Source organism: Bacillus cereus group sp. BfR-BA-01316 (assembly GCF_022664195.1).
Taxonomy (GTDB): Bacteria; Bacillota; Bacilli; order Bacillales; family Bacillaceae_G; genus Bacillus_A.
In genome coordinates, this window is sequence record NZ_JAKUGX010000005.1 from 105,541 (window position 1) to 118,420 (window position 12,880).

The window sequence follows — 12,880 nt, forward strand, 5'->3', positions numbered from 1 at the left end:
GAAAAGGGAATCCTTAAGAATGGCAATACAACTTTAGAAATGAGGGATTCCGATGCCGTTTTTAGGAAGTGTATATCAAATATTTGGATTATATCCAGAAATTTATTATGGAATGATTTCAGCAGAGCTGCAAGAAGAAGCTCAAAAGGAACATATCGATAATAATAGTACAGAAATTGAAGCGGAAGAATAAAGCGCAGATGAACATCTGCGCTTTTTTTATTGTCTTAAGTGAAAATACTGTTTGCAATTTGTAGGGAAGTTAATCGGTCTAACAAGATGAATAATTATTTCTATATAACGAATCGACTGGTTTTATCGTGTTTGCATATGGGGATTTCATTGAGTCCGATGTATAAAAATGAATTCCGAAATAATATAAAATGTATTGAAATGGGAATTAACAGTGTTTTCAAGTAGTATCGTATATTTTGGAATGCTATTTTGTTTATAATTATTCAATTCGGGTGAATTAATTATATTGTTGACAATATAATTAATCGTGTGATAAATTCAATCAATCTTCTAAAAATATGCCTGTTAATAAGCGTATTTTTAGAAGATTGATTTTTCTGATTTTTAGGTGTGTAATTTGTGGAGTTTATATAGGGAGTGGAAGTAAAGCATGAATATTATTAATGTGTAATAGCAAAAGTAATAAAGGTTGTAATGAGTAAGGGATAATTTTGAAAAAGAGGTTTCTACGAATGAGTTTATTTATAAAGAAAGCAATGAATGAAGAAAAGAAAAAAGTGTTACAGCAAACTTTAGGAGCAATTGATTTAACGCTTTTAGGAATTGGAGCAATTATTGGTACAGGCATTTTCGTATTAACAGGTATTGTAGCAGCGAAACATGCTGGTCCAGCAATTGTATTATCTTTCATGTTAGCTGCAATTGTATGTGCTTGTGTAGCCTTTTGTTATGCTGAATTTGCATCTACAGTCCCGGTCTCAGGAAGTGTGTATTCGTATACGTATATGACATTAGGTGAGATTTTTGCTTTTATAGTTGGCTGGTGTGTTATGTTAGAGTACTTATTAGCTACTTCTGCAGTGGCGGCGGGATGGTCAGCCTATTTTCAGTCATTGCTACTAGGGTTTAATATTCATATTCCGGCAATCGTTGCTTCTGCACCAGGGATGGGGAATGGTGGAATTATTGACTTGCCAGCGGTTATTATTATTTTAGTTGTTACATTTTTACTAAGTCGTGGTGTGAAAGAAAGTGCACGTATAAATAATATAATGGTTATTATTAAACTGGCTGTTATTTTAGTATTTATTATTGTAGGAGCAAAATATGTAAAGCCAGAGAATTGGCAGCCGTTTCTTCCTTTTGGATACCATGGTGTTATTGGAGGAGCTGCTACTGTATTTTTTGCCTTTTTAGGTTTCGATGCAGTTGCAACAGCAGCAGAGGAAGTGAAACGCCCACAACGTAACGTTCCAATTGGATTACTTGTCTCTTTATGCATTTGTACAATTCTTTATGTTGGTGTTTCATTCGTGTTAACTGGAATGGTTCCATTTACGGATCTGAATGTAGCTGATCCAGTTGCATATGCACTGCGTATTGTAGGAGAGGATAGAATTGCTGGTCTATTATCAGTTGGAGCGATAGCTGGTTTAACAACAGTTCTGTTAGTTGCTATGTTCGCATTTGTTCGAGTATCATACTCGATGAGCCGAGATGGATTATTACCAAAAAGATTTTCGAGCGTTCATAAACGTTATCAAACACCATTTTTTAATACATGGATTACGGGTATTCTTGCGGCTGTATTAGCAGGTTTATTGGACTTGAATTTGTTGGCAAACTTAGTGAATGTGGGAACGATAACAGCTTTTATATTTGTATCTATAGCTGTAATAGTATTAAGGAAGACACATCCTAATTTGAAAAGACCGTTCCGTGCTCCGTTAGTTCCATTCTTACCTATACTTGCGATAGTAAGTTGTTTATATTTAGCATCAAATCTTTCTAAAACTACTTTAATCAGTTTTGCAATTTGGGTTATTGTAGGTATTTTTATCTATTTTATATACGCGAAAAAACATAGTAATATTAGAAATAGAGTATAAGGTATTACAATGATGGTTGTAGGCTAAAAAGATTTATTTTTTACCTATAGCCATTTTTATTTGTGCGCACCTTGTTTTCGTGTTAACATAAAGCGAATTTTTTAAGGGAGAGAAAGAGATGAAATGGATTTATTTTATTATTATCAACGTTATAGCATTTAGTATGATGGGGCTTGATAAGCGAAAAGCAAAGAAAAAGCAGTGGAGAACGCCAGAAAGTACGTTGTTTTTATCAGCTGCAGCTGGAGGAGCGGTTGGAGCTTGGATTGGTATGTATATGTTTCATCATAAGACACATAAAAGTAAATTTGTCTTCGGTATTCCAGTGCTCGTTATTATAACAGTAGGAGTGTTTTTATACATATAACGGATTTGCAAGAGGGATGTCGAAAGAAATGCAGATTGAATATTGGTAAAGTAAGCATGTGAGACTTTATAATGAAGAAAAAAAGAGAAGAGGAGAAAAAGAAAGATGGGGAGTCAAACAGCACAGCAAAAGCAGGGGATTATATATGCAGCAGGTGCGTATACGATGTGGGGAGTTCTTCCGATTTATTGGAAATGGGTGGAGGAAGTTCCGGCAGATGAAATATTAGCACATCGCATCGTTTGGGCATTTGTTTTTATGTTGTTAGTTTTAGGAGTAACGAAGAGGTTTCGTCAGTTTGGTGGGGAGTTAGTGACCCTTTTTAAACGACCTAAATTATTAATCTCATTAACAATTGCTTCGGTACTTATTAGTGGAAACTGGTTTGTATACATATGGGCCGTAAATCATAACCATGTAATCGAAGCAAGTCTTGGGTATTATATTAATCCACTTATAAGTATTTTACTTGGTACAGTTGTTTTAAAAGAGAAGCTTAATTTTTGGCAATATGTTGCGGTTGGTTTAGCTGGATTAGGCGTTGTTATTTTAACGATACGTTTCGGATCAATTCCATGGGTTTCTCTTTCACTTGCTTTTTCATTTGGATTATATGGATTAACGAAAAAATTATTAAATTACGACGCAACAATTGGGCTTACGATGGAAACGATGTTAGTGACGCCATTTGCACTTATATATTTGTTTATGACAGGAGTGCATGGTTTCGGTTCGTTCGGTTCTATTTCGGCAATATCAACGTTTCTTTTAATAGGGGCGGGTATTGTTACAGCATTACCACTCTTTTATTTTGCTAAAGGAGCACAACTTATTCCGCTCTATATGATAGGATTTTTACAATACATCGCGCCGACTATTAGTTTAATTTTAGGTGTGTTCGTTTTTGGTGAACATTTCACATCTACTCATATGATTGCGTTTTTCTGTATATGGATTGCTTTATTTGTCTTTTCAATGGCGAAAACAAAGTTTCTACTACAGAAACAACCAAAATTTATTAAAAATAAATCAGCAAAAGTATCATAATGCGTAGTATTTTCTACGCATTTTTCTTTATACTTATATTATATAGAAATTCCATTATAGTCAGTGAGGAGCTGAAAAACATGGAAACAATTTTACATAATGACCCACTTATAGCAGCTGTAATTTCTTGGTTTTTAGCACAGTTAACGAAAGTCGTTTTTAAATTAATAAAAACAGGCGAGTTTGATTTTGCTAAGTTCTTTGCTTCAGGTGGAATGCCAAGTTCGCATGCTTCGACTGTTACTGCACTTGCTACAGGTGTCGGAGTGGTGGAAGGTGTGGAGAGTCCAATATTTGCGGTTGCCGCTATTTTTGCCATTATTGTTATGTACGATGCTTCAGGAGTAAGGCTTGCGGTTAGTAAGCAAGCGAAAATATTGAATGATTTTTTTCATGGTAGACAAACAGAATATAAAAAGTTAAATGAGCTCGTTGGACATACACCCTATCAAGTTGTTGTTGGTGCACTATTAGGAATTGTTGTCGGGGTTGGGTATTGTTTGTAAGCAGAATGTGTGTAATACACGTTCTGCTTTTCTTTGTTTTCATACATATTTAGCTAAGTTTTCGAATATCGTATACGGACTTAGAAAGGGTGGGTGAGCGGTGTGCTACTATATGACAAAGTGCGTGAGGAGATAGAGCGGAGAACGACTGCACTTCAAACGATGCAAAGGCAAGACGGAACGTGGTCATTTTGTTTTGAAGGAGCTTTGCTAACGGATTGTCATATGATTTTTTTACTCAAATTATTAGGGCGAAATGACGAAATAGAACCGTTTGTGAAAAGGTTAGCATCTCTTCAAACAAATGAAGGAATTTGGAAATTATATGAAGATGAAAAGGAAGGGAATTTATCCGCGACGATTCAAGCATATGCTGCTTTACTTGCTTCGGAAAAATATTCGAAAGAAGATATGAATATGAGGCGAGCTGAAATGTTTATTAAGGAACATGGGGGAGTTTCTCGTGCTCATTTTATGACGAAATTTTTATTAGCGATTCATGGAGAATATGAATTTCCCGCGCTTTTTCACTTTCCAACGCCAATCTTATTTTTACAAGATGACTCCCCCCTCAGTATATTTGGGCTAAGCAGCTCAGCGCGTATACATTTAATTCCGATGATGATTTGTATGAATAAGAGATTCCGTGTAGAGAAAAAGTTATTGCCAAATTTAAATCATATTGCAGGCGGGGGTGGACAATGGTTTCGAGAGGAGCGGTCTCCGCTGTTTCAATCGTTTTTAGGTGATGTGAAAAAGGTAATATCTTATCCATTATCGTTACATCATAAAGGATACGAAGAAGTAGAGCGCTTTATGAAGGAGCGTATAGATGAAAATGGAACATTATATAGTTACGCGAGTGCTACGTTTTATATGATTTATGCTTTGCTTGCATTAGGGCACTCTATTCAGTCTCCAATTATTGAGAAAGCTGTGACAGGATTAAAATCTTATATATGGAAGATGGACAGAGGAAGTCATTTGCAAAATTCTCCTTCTACCGTATGGGATACCGCTTTACTTAGCTATTCATTGCAAGAAGCTAAAGTTACAAATGAAAATAAGATGATTCAAAGGGCGACAGAGTATTTATTGCAAAAACAACAAACTAAAAAGGTAGATTGGAGCGTACATGCATCATCACTTGTAGCTGGCGGTTGGGGATTTTCAGATGTTAATACGACGATCCCTGATATAGACGATACTACAGCTGCTCTTAGAGCGTTAGCGCGAAGTAGAGGGAATGATAGAGTAGATGATGCGTGGGGAAGAGGCGTGGAATGGGTAAAAGGATTGCAAAACAATGATGGAGGCTGGGGAGCTTTTGAACGAGGGGTAACGAGCAAGTTACTAGCGAATTTGCCGATTGAAAATGCGAGTGATATGATAACCGATCCGTCCACACCAGATATTACAGGTAGGCTGTTAGAATTATTCGGAACGTATGCACCGAATGAATTGCCTGAAGAGCAAAAAAAGAAAGCCATCAAATGGTTAATGGATGTACAGGAACAGAATGGATCATGGTATGGAAAATGGGGGATATGTTATATATACGGGACATGGGCAACGATGACAGGCTTACGTGCATTAGGAGTGCCTTCTACTCATCCATCGTTGAAAAAAGCAGCTTCATGGCTCGAGCATTTGCAGCATGAAGACGGAGGGTGGGGAGAATCCTGTCAAAGTAGTGTAGAGAAAAAATTTATTTCTTTACCCTTTAGCACGCCGTCACAAACAGCGTGGGCACTTGATGCACTCATTTCTTACTACGATCAAGAAACACCGATTATTCGAAAAGGAATTTCATATTTGCTCGCGCAGTCTACTATGAATGAAAAATATCCTACTGGTACAGGGTTACCGGGTGGTTTTTATATTCGCTACCATAGTTATGGGCATATATATCCGTTACTTGCTTTAGCGCATTACGTAAAGAAATATAGAAAATAAACCGAGAGATACTCTCGGTTTATTTTGATGGGTAGTAGGTCCCTGTTGAAAAGAATAAGGAACGTTGTAGTGCCTTATTTTTCTGTTGATTGGCGTTTTTGACGTGCATCAGCGGCATTTGCACGTGCGTTTGCTTCTAAGTCATTGTGATCAGCGAGTTCGCGAGCGAACTCAACATCAATGCCATCGGCAGCTTTGTTTCGATTTACATTCTTTTTTTTCATTCGACACAATCTCCTTGTGTTTTATGCGGCGTTGCATAGTTAGTTTGACACAAATAGACTTTTTTATACAAAGAGGATTTGGAAAGCATAGAGCCGAAATATACAATATAACTAATAGAAATGGGGGATAGGGATGGACTTATTGAATGGGAAAACAGCTGTTGTAACGGGTGCTGCGCAGGGGATAGGAAAAGAAATCGCACGAGTTTTTGCAAAACTAGGGGCTAAAGTATTAATTAGTGATGTAAATGAAGAGAAGCTACAAGAAACGACACGTGAATTATCAGATGAAGGGTATGATGTGAGCTTATATCGATGTGATGTGAGTAATCAAAATGAAGCGAAGTCGTTAATTGAATATGCGGTGCAAAAATTTGGTACATTATATATTTTAGTCAATAACGCTGGGATTACAAAAGATGCAATGTTACATAAGATGGAGAAGTCTGCTTGGGAACAAGTATTACAAGTGAACTTAACTGGCGTTTTTTATTGTATGCAGCCAGCACTTCTTTATATGAGACAACAACAGTATGGACGGATTATTAATATTTCTTCTATTAGTAGGGAAGGAAATATTGGACAAGCAAATTATGCGGCTACAAAAGCAGGGGTTGTAGGTTTAACAAAAACAGCAGCGAAAGAGGTTGGAAGTTTTGGTATTACGTGTAATGCGATTTGTCCAGGATTTATGGATACTGATATGACAAAAACAATACCGGATAAAGTAAAAGAGAAAATGGTTGGAGCGATTCCAGTTGGAAGAATCGGAACACCGGAAGATATTGCAAACGCAGCTGCCTTTTTAGCATCAGAGTATGCGTCTTACATTACAGGAGAGGTATTAAATGTGAGCGGTGGATTGCAAGTGTAAATGAATACATAATGAAAAGAACCTGACCGAGTAGGTCAGGTTCTTTCTCGTTAATTTAAGTTAATCCAAACGCTCTTCACTTCTGTATAGTTGTTCAGCGCGTAAGATCCCATTTCGCGGCCAAGGCCAGATTGTTTAAATCCTCCAAATGGAGATGCTGCATCAAAGACGTTATAACAGTTTACCCATACTGTACCTGCACGTACTTTGCTTGCAATATAATGTGCCGTTTTTACGTTCTCTGTCCATACACCAGCCGCTAAGCCGAATTGTGATTTATTCGCACGATCAATTACTTCATCAATATCGTTAAACGGTAATGCGGAAATAACTGGACCGAAAATTTCTTCTTTAGCGATTGTCATCTCATCATTTACATCAGCGAATACTGTAGGAGAAACGAAGTAACCTTGATCGAATGGTTTGTTTCCTCCGCAAAGTACTTCAGCACCTTCTGCAATTCCTTTTTCAATATAACCCATTACACGTTTTTGTTGTTCTTCAGAAACAAGAGGTCCGATTGTAGTTTCTGGATTTAGACCAGCGCCTTGATTTAATTTTTTTGAATATAGAACGAGATCAGCCATGACATTATCGTACATTTTCTTCGGAATAAATAAGCGTGACCCAGCACAGCACACTTGTCCTTGGTTAAACATAACACCAGAAAGCGCAGCTGGAATCGCTCGAGATAAGTCAGCGTCTGGTAAAATAATGTTTGGCGACTTACCACCAAGCTCTAATGTAACGCGTTTTAACGATTCAGATGCTTGTCTCATAATTTGTTTGCCGACTGGAGTAGAACCTGTAAATGCAATTTTATCTACGAGTGGGTGATTAACGAGAGCTTGTCCAGCTGTTTCACCGAATCCAGGAACGATGTTAACAACACCTTTCGGGAATCCAGCTTCTTCAATTAATTCAGCTAAGTATAGAGCGGATAGTGGAGTTTGTTCTGCAGGTTTTAAAACGATTGTACATCCTGTTGCAAGGGCTGCACCCATTTTCCACATTGCCATAAGAAGTGGGAAGTTCCATGGGATAATTTGACCGACAACACCAACAGCTTCATGGCGTGTATAGTTAAAATATTCACCAGAAACAGGGATTGTTTGTCCAACGATTTTTGTAGCCCATCCAGCATAATAGCGCATATGTTCAATTGCAAGAGGAATGTCTGCTGCTAAAGTTTCGCGGATTGGTTTTCCATTATCTAAAGTTTCGAGCTGTGCCAGCTCTTCTTTATGTTCTTCCATTAAATCAGCAAGCTTGTACATAAGGCGGCTGCGTTCAGCGGTGCTCATGCGTGACCAAGGACCTTCATCGAAAGCCATTCGAGCAGCTACAACAGCTTTATGAATGTCTTCGCGACCAGCTTCAGCAACGATAGCGAGTGTTTTACCAGTTGCTGGGTTAGGAGTTTTAAACGTTTTTCCGGAAGCGCTTTCGAGGAACGCTCCGTTCACATATAGTTTCTTTGTGCCTTGAAGAAATTTCTCTACCTTTTCATGAAGATTTATAGCTAGTTGACTCATTGTATAACCCCCTTGAAAATATAATTTAAACGCAGTACGAGACGGCGTTTATTCCGAAATCAAGGATGTGGGAACTAGATGAAAAGCCTCTACTTAAAATCATAAATAACAAATACTGAAAATTCAAATTTCATTTTCATTACAATTGTAAAAAATATGTAATGAAACATTGTATTCTATATAATTACAAAAAATCCTGCGCGTTTTTGTTTTCTAGTAGGAAAAACTAGAAAAACAGTGGTACAATTATACATCGTGAGAGGAGGGAGAAAATGAAGAATTATCATGATGATCCGCGCTTTCGAGTTGCCCATAGAGAAGCGTTAATTGGTCTTGGATTAGCTATTATTAATTTTATAATATGGTATGGATTTGCTTATGGGCTTGGAAGTAAGGATCCGAGTGAATATACATATGTATTAGGTTTTCCAGCATGGTTTTTTTATAGCTGTATCGTTGGATTTATCGTAATGGTTATTTTGCTTATTTTAGTTGTTCGTTTTTTATTTCAAGATATTTCACTCGATGAGGAAGAAAAAAGTGAGGAATGATAGATGAATTGGTATGTAATAATCCCAATGATAATTTCTTTTATCGTTGTGTTTTTAATTGGCGTATATGCATCAAGACGTGTACAAGCAACCGCTAATAATAAATTTTTACAAGAATATTTTCTTGGTGGGCGTGAACTAGGTGGCTTATTATTAGCTATGACGATGATTGCTACGTACGGTAGTGCAAGTAGCTTTATTGGCGGGCCTGGTATTGCTTACAATATGGGTCTTGGATGGGTGCTGTTATCAGCGATTCAAGTTGTAACAGGATATATCGTTTTAACGGTTATTGGTAAAAAGTTTGCTATTATCGCTAGGAAGATGGAAGCAATTACGCTTATTGATTATTTAAAGGGCAGATACAATAATAAAGCGGTAGTTGTTCTTTCTGCGTTATGTATTATAATCTTTTTGTTCTCAGCAACAGTAGCCCAGTGGGTTGGCGGCGGACGATTAATTGAGTCGCTAACAGGACTTTCCTACACAACGGCACTATTTTTATTTACATTGTCTGTACTTGTGTATGTGTTAATTGGTGGATTTCGTGCAGTCGCTTTATCAGATACGTTATTAGGAATCATTATGCTAGTCGGAACAACGATCATTTTAATTGCTACTGTCATTGCTGGTGGCGGAGTTGAAAAGATTATGCAGGAACTTATTCAAATTAATCCGAATTTAATAACACCGTTCGGAGCGGATGGAAGTTTAACGAAATCATATGTCACATCATTTTGGATTTTAATTGGAATTGGTGTCGTTGGATTACCGCAAATTAGTGTGCGTGCTATGTCTTATAAAAATTCAAAAGCTATGCACCAAGCATTAATCATTGGAACGGTTGTCGTCGGTACAATTATGATTGGTATGCATTTAACAGGTGTGTTTGCAAGAGTAGTCCTTCCAGGCATAACGGTACCAGATAAAGTAATGCCACTACTCGCGATGGAAGTGTTGCCACCTTGGTTAGCTGGAGTTTTCTTAGCTGCACCAATGGCAGCGATCATGTCTACTGTGAACTCATTATTATTACTTGTAAGTTCGTCAATTATTAAAGATATATATGTGAACTACATAAATAAAGATGCCGCGGATAGTACGATAAAGAAAGGTAGCCTATGGATTACTGGTATCGTAGGATTACTCGTATATGCCGCCGCTATTAAGCCACCAGACTTTTTAATTTGGTTAAATTTATTTTCTTTCGGTGGTTTAGAAGCAGCGTTCATTTGGCCGATTGTGTTAGGTTTATATTGGAAAAAAGGAAATGCAACTGGAGCTCTCGCATCTATTTTAGTTGGAGTAGGTTCCTATATGTTTATTCACCTTTGCTACCCTAATCCATTCGGTATACATACAGTTGTTTTCCCGATTTGCTTTGCATTTATTTCTTATATAATTGGTAGTATGGTTACGATGAAAAAAGTAGCATAAAAATATAGAAAAACGTAGGGACTTCTAATATGAAGTTCCTACGTTTTTTGTTTATACAAAATTTATCTTTTTCATTCTGTATTCCGTCATGCATTCATAAAGTAATAACAATTGATGGGATGGAGTTGAGGTCTATGAAAAAAATATTATTTTTAGGAGACCCAGGAATTGATGACTCTTTAGCAATTATGTATGGATTGTTGCATCCTGATATTGATATTGTTGGAGTAGTAACGGGATATGGGAATATAACACAAGAAAAGGCGACGAGTAATGCGGCATATTTATTACAGTTAGCAGGGCGGGAAGATATACCTGTTATTAATGGAGCGAAAATTCCTTTATCTGGGGATTTTATAACGTATTATCCGGAAATTCACGGGGCAGACGGTTTGGGACCTATTAAGCCTCCTAAAACTTTTTCACCCAATATTAAACCTTTTTGCGCATTTTTCGATATCATTGAAAAATATAAAGGGGAACTAATCATTGTTGATGCCGGCAGATCAACAACATTAGCGACAGCGTTTATTTTGGAGAAACCGATGATGAAGTATGTGAAGGAATATTATATAATGGGCGGTGCTTTTTTAATGCCCGGAAATGTTACACCAGTCGCGGAAGCCAATTTTCATGGTGACCCAATTGCATCACAATTAGTTATGCAAAATGCGAAAAATGTGACATTAATACCGCTTAACGTTACTTCAGAAGCGATTATTACACCAGAAATGGTGAAATACATTACGAAACATTCTAAAACGAATTTCAAGAAATTAATAGAACCGATTTTCAATTATTATTATAAAGCTTATAAAAATCTGAATCCTAAAATAACAGGAAGCCCAGTGCACGATGTAGTTACGATGATGGTAGCGGTAAATCCATCTCTTTTAGATTACGTGTATCGCCGTGTTGATGTCGATACGATTGGAGCTGCAAAAGGAGAGAGTATCGCTGATTTTCGTCCGCAGCCTGAAGCGAAAGCATTGAAAAATTGGGTGAGAATTGGTTGGTCTTTACATTATAAAAAGTTTCTTGAGGATTTTGTGAAAATTATGACGTAGACATAATAGGAACATACAAGTAAAATAATGGAGATGATTATTTAAATAATCATCTCCATTATTTTGTTTTTTATATAAAGAGAGAAGAGTTACACAATAGGAGAGGAATTTCACTTGAAAAAAACTATAGTATGCGCAGTGATTGTGGGTATTTTTGTTTTGCTGATATCAGGTAACTTTTTAGTGGAAAAAGTGTGGAGTTCAAATAATGATGATGCGCAGTACATAGCATCCTTTATTGAAGAACATAAAGATGAAAAGAATAGTGCACTTTTAATAAAAAGAAATGATAAAGTCGTGTATTCTGTAAATCCAGATGTTGTATTGCCAGTTGCTAGTACGATGAAGTTAATTGTGGCGCTTGAATATACGAAACAAGTTACAGAGGGGAAAATCGATCCGTCTAGTTTCGTTTCAATTAATGATGTGAATCGTTATTATGTGCCGAGTACAGATGGTGGTGCACAAGATAGATGGCAAAATTATTTGCAAAAAAAGGAAAAGATAACTGAAGGAGCGGTTTCTTTAGAAGAAGTTGCAAAAGGAATGGTTAAGTTTAGTTCTAATGCAAATACTGAATATTTAATGGAGGTATTAGGATTAGACAATATTAATCGGAATTTACAAAGTTTAGCGCTTCCTGCACATCAACCGCTATTTCCGATCGTTTCATCTTTATACATTCCGGGATATTTGCATAAAGAATTACATGTTCCAAAATATAAAATAGAGAAAAAGTTAAAAGAAATGTCTCAAGAGCAATATCGTGAATATGCTATGATTATTCATGAACGCTTAAAAAAGAAGGGACTATTATTACAAAAGGAAATTCCTCTATATTTAGAGGAACGTTACGATAAAATTTGGTCGGATAGATTACCGGCTGCTTCCGCTAACGATTATATGGTACTGCTTCAAAAGGCAAATCATCAAGGTGGTCTTACAGAAGCAGAAGAAAAAGTGTGGGCGAATATCGTTGAAACAGATATGAGTGCAAAAAAATATCGTAAAACATTCAGACATGCCGGGCAAAAGAATGGTTATACACCATGGACGGTAACAAAAGCAGTTTATGCAATGGATAAACGCGGAAACTGTACAGAAATTGTTTTCTTGGCAAATAATTTAAATGAAGATGACAGTGCTGAAATACGTAAACATTTAGCAAATCTACACTTCCAAGTGTTGCAAAGTGATAAGTATGATGCGACTGTTATTAAATAAACTCGGTG

At 36.7% G+C, this 12,880-nt stretch carries 13 protein-coding genes; 11 read left to right on the forward strand and 2 right to left on the reverse strand.

The window, feature by feature from the left end:
• The first annotated feature begins 52 nt into the window (after positions 1-52).
• From MR071_RS06310 to MR071_RS06335, 6 genes are all read left to right on the forward strand, one after another.
• Entirely contained in the window at positions 53-193 is a 141-nt protein-coding gene (locus tag MR071_RS06310) for a hypothetical protein (protein ID WP_002128471.1), read from the forward strand.
• 514 nt (positions 194-707) lie between these two features.
• Positions 708-2,084: a branched-chain amino acid transporter BcaP gene (locus tag MR071_RS06315; protein ID WP_105585240.1), complete on the forward strand. Its 1,377-nt coding sequence runs from the start codon at positions 708-710 to the stop codon at positions 2,082-2,084.
• A gap of 118 nt (positions 2,085-2,202) precedes the next feature.
• Complete coding sequence (locus tag MR071_RS06320) at positions 2,203-2,451, forward strand: DUF1294 domain-containing protein (RefSeq protein ID WP_000871335.1); 249 nt, start codon at positions 2,203-2,205, stop codon at positions 2,449-2,451.
• Between the two features lie 105 nt (positions 2,452-2,556).
• On the forward strand, positions 2,557-3,498 hold the full coding sequence (rarD, locus tag MR071_RS06325) for an EamA family transporter RarD (RefSeq protein ID WP_105585238.1): 942 nt from the start codon (positions 2,557-2,559) through the stop codon (positions 3,496-3,498).
• 80 nt (positions 3,499-3,578) lie between these two features.
• On the forward strand, positions 3,579-4,004 hold the full coding sequence (locus MR071_RS06330; protein WP_002111092.1) for a divergent PAP2 family protein: 426 nt from the start codon (positions 3,579-3,581) through the stop codon (positions 4,002-4,004).
• A gap of 102 nt (positions 4,005-4,106) precedes the next feature.
• Entirely contained in the window at positions 4,107-5,960 is a 1,854-nt protein-coding gene (locus tag MR071_RS06335) for a terpene cyclase/mutase family protein (protein ID WP_105585237.1), read from the forward strand.
• Between the two features lie 74 nt (positions 5,961-6,034).
• Here MR071_RS06335 and MR071_RS06340 read toward each other — a convergent pair whose 3' ends face one another.
• Positions 6,035-6,184 carry a YfhD family protein gene (locus MR071_RS06340; protein ID WP_002066466.1) on the reverse strand — a complete coding sequence of 50 codons (150 nt, stop codon included), beginning with the start codon at positions 6,182-6,184 and terminating at the stop codon, positions 6,035-6,037.
• 133 nt (positions 6,185-6,317) lie between these two features.
• Between MR071_RS06340 and fabG the strand changes: the two genes are divergently transcribed.
• On the forward strand, positions 6,318-7,058 hold the full coding sequence (gene fabG, locus MR071_RS06345; RefSeq protein ID WP_242235424.1) for a 3-oxoacyl-ACP reductase FabG: 741 nt from the start codon (positions 6,318-6,320) through the stop codon (positions 7,056-7,058).
• Between the two features lie 50 nt (positions 7,059-7,108).
• Here the strand turns inward: fabG and dhaS are convergent, their stop codons facing one another.
• The gene (dhaS, locus tag MR071_RS06350) at positions 7,109-8,593 is read right to left on the reverse strand and encodes an aldehyde dehydrogenase DhaS (RefSeq protein ID WP_242235425.1); all 1,485 of its coding nucleotides are present in this window, start codon (positions 8,591-8,593) and stop codon (positions 7,109-7,111) included.
• Between the two features lie 272 nt (positions 8,594-8,865).
• On the opposite strand from dhaS, the gene MR071_RS06355 reads away from it, so the two are divergent.
• The 4 genes from MR071_RS06355 (at position 8,866) to MR071_RS06370 (ending at position 12,872) form a co-directional block, all read left to right on the forward strand.
• Positions 8,866-9,144, forward strand: coding sequence for a YhdT family protein (locus tag MR071_RS06355; RefSeq protein WP_002014357.1), 279 nt, complete (start codon positions 8,866-8,868; stop codon positions 9,142-9,144).
• 3 nt (positions 9,145-9,147) lie between these two features.
• On the forward strand, positions 9,148-10,581 hold the full coding sequence (gene panF / locus MR071_RS06360; RefSeq protein WP_242235427.1) for a sodium/pantothenate symporter: 1,434 nt from the start codon (positions 9,148-9,150) through the stop codon (positions 10,579-10,581).
• Between the two features lie 134 nt (positions 10,582-10,715).
• The gene (locus MR071_RS06365) at positions 10,716-11,648 is read left to right on the forward strand and encodes a nucleoside hydrolase (protein WP_242235428.1); all 933 of its coding nucleotides are present in this window, start codon (positions 10,716-10,718) and stop codon (positions 11,646-11,648) included.
• 114 nt (positions 11,649-11,762) lie between these two features.
• Positions 11,763-12,872, forward strand: a complete 1,110-nt coding sequence (locus MR071_RS06370; RefSeq protein WP_242235430.1) for a serine hydrolase — start codon at positions 11,763-11,765, stop codon at positions 12,870-12,872.
• Positions 12,873-12,880: the final 8 nt, after the last annotated feature.